Source organism: Clostridium sp. UBA4548, from assembly GCF_002387895.1.
GTDB lineage: Bacteria > Bacillota > Clostridia > Clostridiales > Clostridiaceae > Clostridium_J.
Genome location: NZ_DGLI01000023.1, coordinates 106215 through 122104 on the forward strand (window position 1 = coordinate 106215; position 15890 = coordinate 122104).

Annotated in this window: 15 protein-coding genes; 5 read left to right on the plus strand and 10 right to left on the minus strand. The window is 29.2% G+C overall.

Going from position 1 to position 15890, the window contains the following annotated elements; all coding sequences use genetic code 11:
- Positions 1-104: 104 nt before the first annotated feature.
- Complete coding sequence (locus tag B3040_RS08645; RefSeq protein ID WP_291572242.1) at positions 105-779, minus strand: TIGR01906 family membrane protein; 675 nt, start codon at positions 777-779, stop codon at positions 105-107.
- Positions 780-1550: 771 nt separating this feature from the next.
- Here B3040_RS08645 and nhaC point away from each other — a divergent pair.
- Positions 1551-2963: a Na+/H+ antiporter NhaC gene (nhaC, locus tag B3040_RS08650; protein ID WP_349679171.1), complete on the plus strand. Its 1413-nt coding sequence runs from the start codon at positions 1551-1553 to the stop codon at positions 2961-2963.
- A 93-nt stretch (positions 2964-3056) separates the two neighbouring features.
- Here nhaC and B3040_RS08655 read toward each other — a convergent pair whose 3' ends face one another.
- Together B3040_RS08655 and B3040_RS08660 are read right to left on the minus strand one after the other, a co-directional pair.
- Positions 3057-4418: a TIGR00366 family protein gene (locus B3040_RS08655; protein ID WP_291572244.1), complete on the minus strand. Its 1362-nt coding sequence runs from the start codon at positions 4416-4418 to the stop codon at positions 3057-3059.
- Positions 4419-4914: 496 nt separating this feature from the next.
- Entirely contained in the window at positions 4915-5364 is a 450-nt protein-coding gene (locus B3040_RS08660) for a hypothetical protein (RefSeq protein WP_291572246.1), read from the minus strand.
- Positions 5365-5543: 179 nt separating this feature from the next.
- On the opposite strand from B3040_RS08660, the gene B3040_RS08665 reads away from it, so the two are divergent.
- From B3040_RS08665 to B3040_RS08675, 3 genes are all read left to right on the plus strand, one after another.
- Positions 5544-6809: a patatin-like phospholipase family protein gene (locus B3040_RS08665; protein ID WP_291572247.1), complete on the plus strand. Its 1266-nt coding sequence runs from the start codon at positions 5544-5546 to the stop codon at positions 6807-6809.
- A gap of 174 nt (positions 6810-6983) precedes the next feature.
- Positions 6984-7442: a CBS domain-containing protein gene (locus tag B3040_RS08670; RefSeq protein ID WP_017416075.1), complete on the plus strand. Its 459-nt coding sequence runs from the start codon at positions 6984-6986 to the stop codon at positions 7440-7442.
- 225 nt (positions 7443-7667) lie between these two features.
- On the plus strand, positions 7668-8582 hold the full coding sequence (locus B3040_RS08675; RefSeq protein ID WP_291572251.1) for a DMT family transporter: 915 nt from the start codon (positions 7668-7670) through the stop codon (positions 8580-8582).
- 68 nt (positions 8583-8650) lie between these two features.
- Here the strand turns inward: B3040_RS08675 and thiI are convergent, their stop codons facing one another.
- The 3 genes from thiI to B3040_RS08690 all read right to left on the minus strand — a co-directional run bounded on the left by thiI (position 8651) and on the right by B3040_RS08690 (position 11385).
- Positions 8651-9793: a tRNA uracil 4-sulfurtransferase ThiI gene (gene thiI / locus B3040_RS08680; RefSeq protein ID WP_291572253.1), complete on the minus strand. Its 1143-nt coding sequence runs from the start codon at positions 9791-9793 to the stop codon at positions 8651-8653.
- Positions 9790-10929 (minus strand): cysteine desulfurase family protein, encoded by a 1140-nt coding sequence (locus B3040_RS08685; RefSeq protein WP_291572255.1) that lies wholly within the window; start codon positions 10927-10929, stop codon positions 9790-9792. The genes thiI and B3040_RS08685 overlap by 4 nt, the downstream gene beginning before the upstream one ends.
- A gap of 147 nt (positions 10930-11076) precedes the next feature.
- Complete coding sequence (locus B3040_RS08690) at positions 11077-11385, minus strand: HNH endonuclease (protein WP_291572258.1); 309 nt, start codon at positions 11383-11385, stop codon at positions 11077-11079.
- Between the two features lie 386 nt (positions 11386-11771).
- On the opposite strand from B3040_RS08690, the gene B3040_RS08695 reads away from it, so the two are divergent.
- Complete coding sequence (locus tag B3040_RS08695) at positions 11772-12287, plus strand: YdcF family protein (RefSeq protein ID WP_291572260.1); 516 nt, start codon at positions 11772-11774, stop codon at positions 12285-12287.
- A 29-nt stretch (positions 12288-12316) separates the two neighbouring features.
- On the opposite strand, the gene B3040_RS08700 is transcribed toward B3040_RS08695, so the two are convergent.
- The 4 genes from B3040_RS08700 to B3040_RS08715 all read right to left on the minus strand — a co-directional run bounded on the left by B3040_RS08700 (position 12317) and on the right by B3040_RS08715 (position 15812).
- Entirely contained in the window at positions 12317-14515 is a 2199-nt protein-coding gene (locus tag B3040_RS08700; protein ID WP_291572263.1) for a heavy metal translocating P-type ATPase, read from the minus strand.
- 21 nt (positions 14516-14536) lie between these two features.
- The gene (locus tag B3040_RS08705; RefSeq protein WP_291572266.1) at positions 14537-14896 is read right to left on the minus strand and encodes an ArsR/SmtB family transcription factor; all 360 of its coding nucleotides are present in this window, start codon (positions 14894-14896) and stop codon (positions 14537-14539) included.
- Positions 14897-15013: 117 nt separating this feature from the next.
- On the minus strand, positions 15014-15145 hold the full coding sequence (locus tag B3040_RS08710; protein ID WP_291572270.1) for a hypothetical protein: 132 nt from the start codon (positions 15143-15145) through the stop codon (positions 15014-15016).
- A 178-nt stretch (positions 15146-15323) separates the two neighbouring features.
- Positions 15324-15812: a hypothetical protein gene (locus B3040_RS08715; protein WP_291572272.1), complete on the minus strand. Its 489-nt coding sequence runs from the start codon at positions 15810-15812 to the stop codon at positions 15324-15326.
- Positions 15813-15890: the final 78 nt, after the last annotated feature.

Genomic DNA, 15890 nt, shown 5'->3' on the forward strand with positions numbered 1-15890 from the left:
AGCAGGAAAGATTTAATTTCAAAGTAATTTACTTTAATATAACTTGGGTATCTTTGAACCAAATTATGATTCAAAAAACTTTTTAGGATTTTCTTGATAAAAGCTTATTTTACAAGGCCTTTGTAATTATTTTTATTACTTTTCCCATGAAACCATTTGTAGGCAACAAGCATTAAAATACCAAATATAGCAGAAATGACTATAATAGCTACCCCACAGTGAGCAAAAAATTCCTCAGGCATCATATTAATTATTGGATCTGTAGCTGGGTCTAATAACCATTTATCATTTTTAAACATTAACTCATGAAACAACGTAAATGCACTAGTAAAATCAACATTTATAAACGCAAGTGAAAGTACTGGTATGCATATTAAAGTTATGCCACTATACCTTAAAAACTTATATGCAAAGTTATCACCACGCAGTATATATAGTATAACACATCCTGTAATTAACCCTATAAGAAGTATTCTTTTTCCAAGATTAAATAAATTTCTAACATCTAAGAAATGTTGTGACCCATCTGCGGATGATGGAAGCGTAGGTGGTTTAAACTCAATTATATCCCTGTTAAAAAGGTATTCAATGGTATAATCATAATTCTTTTTTATTTCTTCTTTAGTTAGCATAGAATTTTGGGTAATATTTAAATAATCAATGTCAAAATAATAAATTATCTTTGATTTAGTTACAATTAATGTAGAAGTCATTAGTATACAATAAATGGTTATGATGCTCAATAAAATTATAAGTACATTTTTAAATTTTCTATTCATAATATTGTTCAACCCCCTGCTGAGTGCTTTTTTTTATTACTTGATGATTAACATTTTAACTATTATAATTTTACTTTTATAATCTCTTATATTCAATAGTTGAATTTAATCTATAAAAATAATTTGATAATTTACTTATAAAATTTGGCTAGTAGAAATTAATATTATTATTGAAAAACTTATAATTTTTAAAAGCTATTGACTATTGTATTAAAAAGTATTATATCTATATAGGTAGTTATATTTATGCAGTTATAATTAATAAAAATCATCTATATATAGATATGGTTATTGATGCAACTGCATTACAGTTAGAAATCAATGTTTAAAAAATTCTATTTAATGCATATATATAATTTATTTATGTATAAATTAATGCAAAATAATTTGCAATTATATACTTTTGATTATATATCTATGGATCCACAACTTTAATAGACTTTAGTATTGGTTTTCTTAGAATGAGCTAGAATTTCTCTCCACTTTTATTTTAGAGATATATGTTTAAGTTATCAAAGTATTGTTAAAAAAATAACTCTGTGAAGTTACAGTTAACATGTTTACAATTTTGTTAATTATTTAATAGAATAAAAATTGTGATGAATAATGTTAATTTCTAATATAATTACTCTAATAAGCTCTTGTTTTCTGAAACAATACATTGGATAATTGTTAATTAATTAATTATTCAGAATATTATTGCAAATATTTTTAAAATATTGTAAACTTGTATTAACAATTTATTAATTATTTATTAAGGGGGCGGATTTATTGATAAAAGAACATCGTAAGCCAAGACTGTGGGAAGCATTAATACCAATATTTGCACTTATAACCATACTTTCAATTGGAATTATGATATATGATGCAAGTCCACACATTCCATTAGTGTTGGCTAGTGTAGTTGCTGTTTTAATGGCAATGAAAATAGGATATAAGTGGTCTGATTTAGAGGAAGGCATTATAAATACTATTCAAATGTCAATGCAAGCAATTATTATACTTATGATAATTGGTATGGTTATTGGTTCATGGATATTAAGTGGTACAGTTCCAACAATGATTTACTATGGACTTAAAATTTTATCACCTGGTATTTTCCTTGTTGCAACCTGTATAATTTGTGCCATAGTTTCTTTAGCTACAGGTAGCTCTTGGACTACAGCTGGGACAGTTGGTATAGCTCTTCTAGGAGTTGGTATAGGTCTTGGCATTCCAAAAGAAATGATTGCTGGTGCTATAATTTCAGGAGCATATTTTGGTGATAAAATGTCGCCATTGTCAGATACTACTAATCTAGCACCAGCTATGGCGGGTGCCACCCTATTCGATCATGTAAAACATATGATATACACTACTGGACCGAGCCTAATTATTTCTCTAATTATATTTGCAGTAATTGGATTTGGATATTCAGGAAAAGCAATTAACTCATCTGAGTTACAAGTAATTTTTGATGGTTTACAAAAGTCCTTTGTAATTAACCCAATATTATTACTACCTCCTGTAGTAGTAATAATATTAGTTGTAAAAAAATTCCCTGCAATTCCCGGATTACTCATTGGCGTTATCCTTGGAGCAATTCTTGCAATGTTAGTACAAAAAACTGATTTTGGTGGAATACTTTCAGCTTTAAATAGTGGGTACGTAGGTGATAGTGGAGTTAAAATGGTTGATGAACTATTAAATCGTGGTGGTCTTCAAAGTATGATGAGCACTGTATCACTTATCATCTGTGCTATGACCTTTGGTGGAGTAATGGAAAGAGCTGGTTTCCTACAATTAATCGCAGAAAAACTTTTAAAATTTGCTGTAAGCACTGGATCTTTAGTGTTAGTAACAATAGTATCTTGTATAGCATGCAATATTCTTGCTGGTGATCAGTACCTATCTATAGTTATTCCAGGTAGAATGTATAAGGATGAATTTGCTCGAAGAGGTTTGGCACCTAAAAACTTATCAAGATGTCTTGAAGATTCTGGAACATTAACCTCTGCTCTAGTTCCATGGAATACTTGTGGTGCATTTATGAGCTCAACTCTCGGAGTAGCTACAATTGCATATCTTCCCTTCTGCTTTCTTAATCTAATAAATCCAGTAGTATCTATTTTATATGGATACACAGGAATTACCATGGAAAAGCTAGAAAAGCCAACAACAACTTCTGCTACTGTAAAAGCTTAATGAGCTGATATTAATTTCTTTAAAATAAAAAGATAAAAGAGTTCAAATTTGAACTCTTTTATCTTTTTATTGCAATAAGGTAATTGATTTGAATTAAATGATACCTGCCAGAACAAAGCCTAAACAAATTATTACTCCAGAGTATAATAAATCAATTAAGCAAAAACCCATTATATCCTTTGCACCAAGTCCAGCAATACCTAAGGCCGGTAAAGCCCAGAAAGGTTGAATCATATTTGTCCATGCATCACCCCAAGCGATGGCCATGGCTGTAATTGCTGGATCAACTCCTAAGGCATGACCAGCTGGCATCATAATTGGAGCTTGAACAGCCCATTGCCCACCACCTGATGGAACAAAAAAGTTAACAATCCCTGCACTTAAGAAAGTAAATAATGGGAAAGTTATCTCATTTGAAATAGAAACAAAGGCATTTGATACTACCGCAGCTAAAGATACTCCAGCGACACTAGCACCAGTCATCATACCCATGATACCACCATAGAATGGAAATTGTAGTAATATACCAGCAGAACTTTTAGCTGCATCAGTAATTGCATCTACATATCTTCGAGGAGTTTTATATAGAATTATTCCAACAAATAGGAAGATTGTATTAACAATATCTAATGTTAAGTTAAATCCTGAAGTAGAGAAATAATACACTACATATCCTAGACCAATAGCAGATAATAACAAGGATATTATTCTGCTATTCTCTAACCTATCAGCTGGTGTTAAAATCTTAGGTTCTAAAGTAGCTACTTGTGGAGACTCTTCTAAAAGTTTTGGATCTATAACAACTGTATTTTCTTTTGAAGGCATCATTGCTTTGTTGACTAATGGTAACGTTATCAACAATACTATTACAATTCCTAGATTTACAAGACTAAATATAGTCTGTGAAGTTGGTATTGGAGAAGTAATAATTCCAGCAGTAGCTTTTTTAACTGCTTCGCCACCAGAAGATATGGTTAATGGAATTGAACCTGATAATCCAGAATGCCAAATTAAGAAACCTGAATAAGCAGATGCAATTAACAATCTGTAATCTACATCTTTTCTTATTTTTGCTATTTCTTTAGCAAAAATTGCTCCAATGACTAATCCGAATCCCCAGTTAATCCAACAAGCAATAAGCGAAACAACAGAAACTAAAATAATAGCTGAAGCTGGCGACTTTGGTTTTTTAGCTAGTGCTACAAGAATTTTTTTAAAAGATGGTGCATTAGCTAATGCATGACCCAAAACAAGGACTAGTGCCATTTGCATTGAAAATCCGAGTAATGACCATACTCCACTTCCCCAATGTTTTACCATTGCTACTGGACCTTGGCCAGTTAAGAAAAGTCCTAAAATGAATACAAGAAATGTTAAAATTGCAGCAAAAATAAACGGATCAGGTAGATATTTTTGCATAATCTTAACGCACCAATTAGTAAACTTTTTAAACATGGTATCCCCCCTTGGTTTTTTACTTTATATAGTTAAATTGCTAAATTATGTTAGCTAATATAATTATAACACAAATACAGTTAATAGAATCAATATAATAAACAGGATTATAATACTGTATTAAGTGATATACTTAGATTATCTTAGTAATTCAAATAACTCCATTAAAAATCATAATATTTGGTATAAAGTTAAAATTTTGCTACAATAAAATAATTTAATATTTTTAATCATTTTAATAAAATTTATGTATATTTTAAGTAAACTAAACCAAGATTTAATCTATAAATAAAATTACTCCTATTTATTTAGGATTCTTTGTAATAAATAAGATAAGATAAAATATAATTACATTATATATTCAAAAAACCTTATACATTCAAAAAACCTTATACAATTAATAAAGCGTACTTTTATAAAGGACATTTTATAATTGTATAAGGTTTATATAATTATATTAATTTCATATGATGAGTAATGATATTTTGTCTAGATATTATTTATTACGTTTTCTTCCAATTAAGAATCCCACTAATAATCCAATACCAAGAGCTACTCCAGTTTTAAGTTTTTCAACTTGAATCTCCATGTCAGTTACTGGCTCAGTATTATTAATTATTATTGTGTCCTTATTATCATCCTTAGGAATGAGATGAGCTCCAACCAAGCAAAGATGCTGAAATCTTATTTCTGAAAAATTATTACGAAGTTCATCCACTTCATTGAAAAAGTATTCTTTATTCCAATGAGAAATATCTTGAAAAGGGTTTTCATTATGTTCTTCAAATATTCCATCTATTAATTCCTTAGCGTAAGTTACTGCATACATAATTTCTTGAGTATTTCCCGAATATCTGATTATGTATTCTATTAAAGCTTCCCTAACACCATCTATATTATCTGAAGAAATTGCTTCGAGTAAGCTTGATTCTGCCTTAAATTCCATGATTAAATACCTCCTGTAATCTTTACTATTAATAAAGTATATAGTTAAAATTTGTTATCGTCAACAAAAAAAGTAAGTAGATTAAAAATATGTGATATTGCTTAGAATTAATATATAAAGCAACATTTAGTTTATATTTGAGTAATATATAGTAAGACTAATTAAATGAGGAGGAGTATATGGATAAGTGTGGTTTAGTGCTAGGAGGAGGCGGAACTAGGGGTGCCTATGAAGTAGGGGTATGGGAGGCCTTAAAGGAATTATCTATTAATATTTCAGTTATTGTTGGAACTTCCATTGGAGCAGTAAATGGAGCTCTTTTTATACAAAGTGACTTGGAGACAATAAAAAAAATTTGGTTAGGATTAGATCTTTATAAATGCTTTAGCTTTGCTAAGGATAGTAATAATAGTGATTTCAAACTGTCTATTAGCTATGTTCCCTCTTTAGTTAAGGAAATGGTAATTGGAAATGGAATTAATTTTGAACCATTTCATCAGCTATTAAAAGAGTGCATAAATGAAAAAAAGATTAGGAACTCAAATGTAGATTTCGGCTTAGTTACTTATTCTACATCAAACCTTAAACCAGTAGAAGTATTTAAAGAACATATTCCTGAAGGAAAACTTATAGACTACTTATTAGCAAGCTGTTGCTTTCCAGGTTTTAAACAGGTAGAAATAGATGGTGAAAAGTTTATTGATGGTGGAGTTTACAATAATATTCCTGCAGATATGATATTAAACAAAGATATCTCTACTATAATAACAGTAAATATTCATGGACCAGGTAATGTTAAGAAGTTTCCTAAGAATATAAAAAATATTATAGAGATAGAATGTTCTGAAGAACTTGGTCCAATATTTACTTTTAATAGTGGCACAATACTACGTAGTATTAAATTAGGTTACTTAGACACTTTGCGGAGGTTTGAAAAAGTTAAGGGTAATTTCTATTACTTTTACGATAAAAAAATAGCATTAACATCAATTTTAGCTCCTATATCAGAAAGTGAAATGGAGTTTATATTAGATTTTATTGACTACAAAAATTTAAAAAAAGATAAAATTTTAATAATGAGAGTGATTAGATTATTATCAAAGTCCACTAGAAAGATTCCAGATGGAAACACTTCCATTTTAACTGCACTTGAAATCACAGCAGAACTTCTTAATGTTGAAAGATGCAAAATTTATACTTATGAGGAATTACTTAATTTAGTAATGGAAAAAGCTCTAGACTTGCACTCTGATGAAGATATTTTCAAAGAAACTTTTGTAATTAAAAAATATATTGATTTAGTAAATTTGGACTTTCATGCTATAGGGAGCATGAAAAAAATTACTAGTATGAGAAAAGTATTAGGTTTACTATCTCCAAAGTATTTAATTGGTAACTTATTTTTAGTGCTAATCAAATATAGAATGAATACTACAAAATATTAACATAATGTTACCTTTTTATAAACTTGCTATTTTGTTAAAATTATCTTCTTAATTTTAGCAAAATACATGGTATAATAGATATGTATTAGTTTAATAAGTACTTGTTTGCAATAAAGAATTATTAGGATTTACTTTATTGTAAAAACATAAAATTTAATCGGAGGATGATTATATATGAATGTTGCCTTTTTTCTTACTCCTAAAAGTGAAGTAGTCTTTGAAAAGGTGAGCTCAACTATGCGTAGAGCAATGGAGAGAATGGAATATCATAGATATACTTCTATACCTTTATTAGATGATCGTGGAAGATATGTTGGTACCTTAACTGAAGGTGATATTCTCTGGAAGCTTAAAAATACTCCTGATTTTAGTCTTAAGGATACTGAAAAAATTCTCATTAAAGAGATTCCAAGGCATGTATGTAATAAAGCAGTTTCAATAAACTCTGACATTGAAAGTTTAATATTAGCGGCGAAATCTCAGAACTTTGTTCCTGTAGTTGATGATTCAAATACTTTTATTGGTATCATAAAAAGATCTGATATAATCTCTTATTGTTACAATAAAATGTTTAATGATGACAATTACTCAAAGCTACATGAACTAGAAGAATTAGCTCAAATTGCAAATTAAATATTAGCAAAATATTTAGAAATATTAAATCAGCCTAGCCGTCACAACTTTTGAGTTAAAAAATCTACGCAAAATTTTATATTAAGTTTTAAACACCATAGATTTATATATTTGTGGTGTTTTTATTTGTAAAATTATAGTGTTTTTAATTTACACAAATTAATAATTCTATTATAATATTTAGTATGATGAATTTTAAAATATTTACAAGAAGGGGGACTTGTATTGGAGAAGCTTTTTAAAAAAAATAGCCTATTTGCTGATATTAGCTTACTTTTAGTTGCTATTATTTGGGGTGGAGGTTTCATTGCTGTTAAGGATTCCTTAAATGTAATTACACCATTTTATCAAATGGCTTTAAGATTTGGCATATCTACTATACTTATGTATTTAGTATTTTATAAAAGAGTAAAAAGAATAAATAAGGCTCAATTTAAGAATGGTACAATAATTGGTGTTTTTCTATTTCTAGGGTTTGCTTTTCAAACTGTAGGGATAAATTATACCTCAGCTGGGAAAAGTGCGTTTTTAACTGCTGTGTATGTAGTATTGGTTCCATTTTTACAATGGGTAATAATGAAAAGAAGACCAGATAATTATTCTTTAATTGGTGCACTAATTTGTTTAGTCGGTATATCACTATTGACTTTACAAGGAGGATTTTCATTAGGATATGGTGATTCCTTGACCTTAATATGTGCTTTTGCATTTGCAGGCCAAATTTTAGCCATTGGGAAATATGTAGAAATGGATGACCCTTTAATTCTTACAGTGGTCCAACTAGGAATCGCAGCAGTGCTCTCTTTAATAGTTGCACTTTTTTTTGAACCTATTCCTACAGGTATGAATTTAAGAGCCATGGGTTCTATATTATATCTTGCAATTTTTAGTACTACCCTAGCCTTTTTAATTCAGAATATTGCACAGAAATATACAACTTCAACCCATGCTGCAATTATTCTTTCTCTGGAATCATTTTTTGGTGCAGTATTTTCTGTTTTATTCTTTAAAGAAATATTTACTTTGGCTATGGTATTAGGATGTATCCTAATATTTATAGCAATTATTACTACTGAAACAAAACTTGAATTTCTTAGGATAAATAAAAGTGAAGCTGAAGTTAAGGAAAATGTTATATAAATTATAAAAAATAAACTTTATAANNCTTATAAAGTTTATTTTTTATCGAGACCTAATTATTTCGGTATCTATCTATATACTTCCATTTTTTCTATAGCTTCATCCACCAGCCTATCAATATCCAGAACTGATTCAGATTTCACTATTTCACTAAGTCTAGGCTTAGTTTTTGGGTGCTTTGGTACAAATATAGTACAACAATCTTCGTAAGGCAAAATAGAAGTTTCATAGGTGTTTATATCCCTAGAAATATCCATAATATCTACTTTGTCCATAGCAACTAAAGGTCTAAAAACGGGTCTATCGCTGCAATCATCACTCACCACTAAAGCTTCCATGGTTTGAGAAGCCACCTGACCTACACTTTCACCAGTGGTAACTGAATTAACATTAAATTTCTCTGCTAATTTACAAGCTATTCTCATCATAAACCTTCTCATTATTATAGTTAATTCATCTTCCCTACACTTCTCAATAATTTGAAGTTGAATATCTGTAAAAGGTACTATATAAAGGTTGTAGTTTCCAGTATAGCCTTTTAAAATATCAGCTAGCATCTTGACCTTTTCTTTAGCCCTTTCGCTTGTATATGGTGGTGAATGATAGTAGACCGCATTAAGTTCCACTCCTCTTCTTGCCATAAGGTAACCAGCTACTGGTGAATCAATCCCGCCTGATAACATTAGCATTGTTGATCCATTCATTCCATAAGGAAGACCACCAACTGCTTTAATCTTTTTAGCTATTACATAGCTATTATTTCTTATTTCTATATGCACAAGAAACTCTGGGTTTTTCACATTTACTGATACACTATCTAATCTTTTTAAAATGTAGGCACCGATTTCCTTAGATACTTCCATTGAATTTAAAGGGAATTGCTTATTTGCTCTATTTGTTTCAACTTTAAAGGTTTTTGCTCCAGTTTCCTTTAAAACTCTTAATGCCTCATCTCCAATTGCATCCATAGAGTTTTCAATTTCATGGACTATACAAACTTCCATAACGCCAAAAATATTTTTAACTCGGTCTATTACTTCTTGAAGGTTTGAAGACTCTATAAACCATCTTCCACTATCCTCTACAAACTCATAGTTTATATCTTTTAAAACAAATTTAATATTATCTTTCAGTTTTCTCTCAAATTTTCCTCTATTTAACCCCTTTAAAAATATTTCAGGGGCATATTTTATAAGTAGTAATTCTCTCATCTTCTTATCCTCCTTAAAAATGGCAAGACTAAATTAAGCTTTTCAATTACATAATCAATTTCTTCTTTTGTATTAGTCTCACAAAAACTAAATCTAAGAGCTCCTTGCTGTTCCTTTAAAGTAAGACCAAAAGCATTCAAAACTTCTGAAGTTTTAGCAGCTTTAGAAGAGCATGCAGAGCCTGTTGATACATATACATTATGTTCTTCAAGTGCATGTAGTAGTACTTCTCCCCTAACACCAAGAAAGCTTACGTTTAATATGTGCGGCATATAATAGTTAGAATCACTACTATTTATTTTTATGTCATCAATAACTTTTAATTTTTCTATGAAATAATTTTTCAATTCAAAAACTGTAGCATAATTTTTTTCCAAATTTCTATGCATGATTTCTGATGCAGTGCAAAATCCAACAATAGCAGGAAGATTTTCTGTACCCGATCTAAAGTTATGTTCTTGCCCACCACCAGTTATTAGAATGGTAGGAACAAGTCCTCTTTTGATGTAACAAAATCCAATACCCCTTGGACCGTGTAACTTATGAGCACTTGTGCTCATTAAGTCTATATGACACTTATTAACATCAATAGCAATTTTTCCATAACTTTGTACAGCATCAACATGAAATTTAACTCTTGAGGATTTTCCTTTTATTGCTATTCCGATATTTTCAATATCTTGAATTACGCCAACTTCATTATTAACATGCATAATACTCACTAGAACAGTTTCTTTTTCTATAGCACTAAGTAGTTGCTCTAAATCTATTTTACCATCTGATTTTAGTCCAATATATGTAACTCTTACTCCTTGATTCTCCAGGTCTTTGAATGTATTTCTTACACTAGAATGTTCAATATTTGAAGTAATAACATGATTACCTGGTTTACAAAAACCTCTAATTAAAAAGTTATTTCCTTCACTTCCACCTGAAGTAAATATTATCTCATCCGTTTGAGCTTTTATTGTTTTGCTAAGGCACTCTCTACTTTTTCTGAGTTTTTGCTCTGCTTTAAAACCTAAAGAGTGAGCAGAGGATGGATTTGCATAAAATAATCTCATTGTATTTGCTACTTCCTCGATAACTTCTTCATAAGGTCTTGTTGTAGCACTGTTATCAAAATAAACTTCCATTTTATCACCTCACAAAGGAACATTATACCATAAATTTTAAATAATAAATACTTCTTTTATTATTCTTAATTTGTCCAAATTTTTTAAAATTACTCAACTACCGTTACAAGCAAAAATACCGATGAGTTGTCATCGGTATATCTATATTTATCTACGATTTTTCTTTCTAACATGTCTAGACTTTTTTATAGTAAATTCTGAACTAGGAGGTTGCCTCTCTACCCAGCTTAAATATCGCTTAATTTTATCGTTACTTTCTAGCTTCTCCAAAGTATTTAAATTAAGTGCTAAATCCCTATTAGTAAATAGTGCATGTATTTGTTTATGACAGGTGGTACAAAGTAATGCAGTTGGTAAATTTCTACCACCAGCCTCCCTGGGGGTAAGATGATGCTCAGTGAGGTTAACACCTCTTCTTTTACACAGTTCACAAGTTGTTAAACACTCTGTACTCAATAAATTCACCTCTCATTAAAAAGATAAAATTCATTACTTTCAACATTATAACATAAATTTTTTAAATTTAAAGTCTGTGGAAAAAACTACTAGGTAATGATATACTAATAATAAAATTATTCAGGGGTGATTGTTTGTATTTCTTTAAGTTTCACAAATTATTTTTACTAATAGGTATTATATCAATTCTATATTTTATCCTTCTTAAATTATCACTTTGGTCAATGGCTTTTGCTGAATTTTGGCTAGTATTAGGTTGTACATTAATAGTAGTTTTTTTATTAAATTATTACCACATTGATTTGTTAAGTTATCTTCCCCCATTATTTAAAAAAATAATCAATTTTTCAATGGTTATGGGTATATTCTTATTTTTGGTTCTGGAAGTGTTAATAGTTTATAACGGATGTGTTAAAGATGAATACAAGCCTGACTATATCTTAGTTTTAGGCGCTGGACTAAATGGGGATAAACTTTCTGCTTCTCTACGACTTAGACTTGAATCAAGTATTAAGCTACACAAAAAATATCCAGATATTAAAATAGTAGTTAGTGGTGGTCAAGGACCTGGAGAAAATATAACTGAAGCTCTTGCCATGAAAAAATTCCTATTAGCTAATGAAATACCTGATAATCTAATAATCATGGAAGATAAATCAACCACAACTTTTGAAAACTTTGCTTTTGCAAAAGAAATATTAGATAGAGAGTACAAAATTAGTACTCCAGTAAACATAGCTATAGTCACTAATAATTTTCATATGTTTAGAGCTAAATATATTGGTGAAAAAGTTGGATTTAAAATTTACAGATATCCTGCACCTAGTAAATTAATAAGTGCACTTAATTTTTACGTAAGAGAAGCTTTTGCTTCAGTAAAAACCATAGTGTTAAAAAGATAAAAAGAGGGGTTATCCCTCTTTTTTAAAAGTTATTCTTTCAATTTTTTAACTCTAAAACTATTAAATATAGATATTACAGTAACAACTATTTCTACTAATACCGCCATCCACATTGAAGCAAGTCCTAAAGCAACAAATGTTAGTATCATGATTTTCATAGCTATTGCTAAAATTAGGTTTTGAGATGCAATGCTTTGAACTTTTTGGGATATCTTTATAGCAGTTGCTATTTTAAGAGGATTATCAGTCATAATTAATATATCATATGTGTCTTTAGCTAAATCAGACTTAAACCCATCTAGTCCAACTGCTATATAATTTTTTTCTACTACTAAATCACTTACAATTCCATCGCTAACAAATACAATTTCCTCTCTATCGGACTTACTCTTTTCCAAGTTTTCCATTAGAGCAACTTTTTCCTGTATGGATAATTCAGAATACACCTCATCTATTTTTAGAATTTCTCCAACGTAATCAGAAGTTTTTTTATTGTCACCTGTAATCATAATTATTCGTTTAATACCGACTTTCTTCAAATCAGCAATAGCTTTAGGAGATGTTTCTTTAATTTTATCAGATATTACTAAATATCCAACAAAATTCTGATTTATAGCAATATATATTATTGTTCCAACTTCACTAGGTTTTTCATAGCTAATATCATACTCCTCCATTAACTTATGATTACCAGCATAAATATATCTATCACCAAAGTAAATTTTAACCCCTTTTCCAGGTAATTCTTCAAAAGATTTAATTCTTGACTTATTAATTACCATGCTACTACTTAATTCCTTAAAGGCTTTTATAATTGATTTTGCTATAGGATGATTAGAATATAGTTCAGCATAAGCGGCGTACTCTAACAACATATCTTCAGTAATAAAACCTTGAGGCACAATTTTCCTAACATGGTAGTATCCATCAGTAAGGGTTCCAGCTTTATCAAAAACTATGGTATTTGTTTTTTTTATTGACTCTAAGTAATTTCTAGATTTAATTATAATGCCATTTTTAAAAGTGGCCTCAATACCACCAGTAAAAATTAAAGGAATGGAAACTATTAATGCCCACGGAAATGAGAGACTTAAAAATATTAATGATCTATACATCCACTGCTTAATTGAGCCCTCAGTTAAAATTGGAGCTAAAATACCTAATAATATTGCACTGAATATTATAATAAGCATAAAAATCTTAATAAATTTAGTTATAAACTCCTCAGTAAAAGTATTTTTCAAAGTGACATTCTCAATAATATCTATAATTTTGTATGCTGTAGATTGTTTAAACTTTTTTTTAGCTCTAATTTCTATTAATTCAGTTTGATTAGTGGTTCCAGAGATTACTTCATCTCTCTCTTTCACTTTAACTATATTGACTTCATCATTTATTATAGAGTTATCAATAAGAGATGTACCTTTATAAACAATACCATCAACAGGAATTTTATCACCAGGCCTAACAATTACAATATCATTGGTTTTTATTTCCTCTACTTTGACAAATACAATTTCTCCATTAATGCCTCTTATACTTACAGAATCTTGTTTGATATTCATTAATTCATTGATTTGTTTTTTTGACTTATTTGAAATAAGCTCTTTTAGAAAGGTCACTCCTTCATAAAATAGTATAACTAATATTGCTTCTGAAAATCTCCCAACTACAAGTAATGTAATCGATACAAATGCTACTAAGAATTCCTCACTAAAAAATTTTCGCTTAATAATATTTTTAAGAGTTTTTAATAAAACATCACTACTGATGATTAGATATGTAACGATGAGTAAAACTGTTCCTATAGCATTATTTATCAGAGTTCCCATAAATGCTACTACTAACCCAACAAATAATATAAAAATCTTTATTTTAGCAAAATTATATTTGTGGTTTGTCTTTAAATATTGATTTTCACTTGCGATAATTTCCTCTTGTGTAATAGTCTCATTTGAATCTAAAGGATGTTCATCTATATCATCAGTTCGTTCTATTTCCTTAAGAATTATATCTATGTTCAAAGTATTGATAATAGTGCTAATGTCCTTGAAAACTTTTTCCTTATGAATTTCACTATCATGCTCAACTATTGCCCTAGATGTAAGAGAGTTAACTAATACACTTTTTACATAAGGCAATTTACCTATTTCATTTTCTATCTTAATACTAAAACTTTCTGAATCCAAACCAGAGAGTTCATAAAGTTTTCTTAGGCTCTTACTCATAAAATTTCCCCCTAAAGCTTGTTACTCTCTTACGTGATTTAGACCTTTATCAAAAATATCATTAACATGATAATCATCTAGAGAGTAATATACTACCTTTCCTTCTTTTCTGTATTTTACTAACCTAGCTGATTTTAAAACTCTCAATTGGTGTGAAATAGCTGATTGTGTCATATTTAGCAAGGCCGCAATATCACATACACAAGCTTCAGTATTTATTAGAATATTAATGATTTTAATTCTAGTAGGATCAGCTATAGCTTTAAAAAGCTCAGATAAGCTGCTTATAGTACTTTCATCTAAAATATTATCTTTCACCCTATTTACTACATCCTCATGAATAAAATTACAACTACAAACATCATTATTTAAATTCTCCATGCTTTCCTCCCTAATGTCTAAATTCTGTTTAAAGGTGAATCCTGTTTATGTTTAAATAGTAAAACTATGCATTAAGAATGTCAATATTATCTAGTATTTAATAATTTATTAGGTCAATTAAGCTATTACTAAAAAATCTTTGATTGCTTCCCCCTGCATTGCAGCTTCAACAACTAACAGTAACTCATAGTCTTTAAATATAGATAAGTCCACTTTCTCATTTAACTTTCCACCTTTTACTTTATTCAATATTTAAACAAGATAATTAATGGGATCTACTTATTTCCTCCCTTTCTACAAATTTCGTATATTTTTCCAATGACTTTACTGGTTTCTTGGAAAGTTAGAAATAATTTTTATCATTTTCAAATTTTTATTAATAATAATAAAAAGGTTTGCATTATGATGTGCAAACCTTTTTATACTATTAGCTGTTACTATTTTTATCTGCATATATTTCAACAGGAATTAAAATTTTTGATAATTCATCTGCTGTTACCTGAAAAAAGTTTCTCCCAATGTTAAGAGGCTTAATTTGAGAAATAACATAATCTTGGTGGAAAGCCCACATTATCAAATCACTGTGTATATATTCTTTTGGAGTTAGTATAGCAAAATTACTTGTTACTAATACCTCTTCATCTTCAATAAAAGCAGCAGTTAAGTCGCCTTTAATAAAGTTTTGCTTCAAGCAAAGGATAAAATCACCTTTAAAGGCTTTAAAATATTCATTTGAATTTTCTAAGCTATTTTGAATAGTTTTAGTTTTAATTATTTTACATTGCTTATCATCTATACACTCATTATCAACTAGTGTATACGTTTGCGTTGCTTCTATAGGTAAGTTACTTACTCTAGAAGGCAAGTTTATGTCGCATATTTGATATAAGTATAAGGTTTCATATTTAGGTTTCATTGCTTATCCCCCTATATTATATTTGAAAATACTTTTCTACTTTATTTTAACATAACAAAACTAACATCGTAGTTTTTA

Bases quoted from the DNA above. Each gene is read 5' to 3' on its own strand.
- B3040_RS08660 (WP_291572246.1), bottom strand. From the start codon at position 5,364: ATGGAATTTAAGGCAGAATCAAGCTTACTCGAAGCAATTTCTTCAGAT.
- B3040_RS08705 (WP_291572266.1), bottom strand. From the start codon at position 14,896: ATGGAGAATTTAAATAATGATGTTTGTAGTTGTAATTTTATTCATGAG.
- B3040_RS08715 (WP_291572272.1), bottom strand. From the start codon at position 15,812: ATGAAACCTAAATATGAAACCTTATACTTATATCAAATATGCGACATA.
- B3040_RS08700 (WP_291572263.1), bottom strand. From the start codon at position 14,515: ATGAGTAAGAGCCTAAGAAAACTTTATGAACTCTCTGGTTTGGATTCA.
- B3040_RS08665 (WP_291572247.1), top strand. From the start codon at position 5,544: ATGGATAAGTGTGGTTTAGTGCTAGGAGGAGGCGGAACTAGGGGTGCC.
- B3040_RS08655 (WP_291572244.1), bottom strand. From the start codon at position 4,418: ATGTTTAAAAAGTTTACTAATTGGTGCGTTAAGATTATGCAAAAATAT.
- thiI (WP_291572253.1), bottom strand. From the start codon at position 9,793: ATGAGAGAATTACTACTTATAAAATATGCCCCTGAAATATTTTTAAAG.
- B3040_RS08670 (WP_017416075.1), top strand. From the start codon at position 6,984: ATGAATGTTGCCTTTTTTCTTACTCCTAAAAGTGAAGTAGTCTTTGAA.
- B3040_RS08645 (WP_291572242.1), bottom strand. From the start codon at position 779: ATGAATAGAAAATTTAAAAATGTACTTATAATTTTATTGAGCATCATA.
- B3040_RS08685 (WP_291572255.1), bottom strand. From the start codon at position 10,929: ATGGAAGTTTATTTTGATAACAGTGCTACAACAAGACCTTATGAAGAA.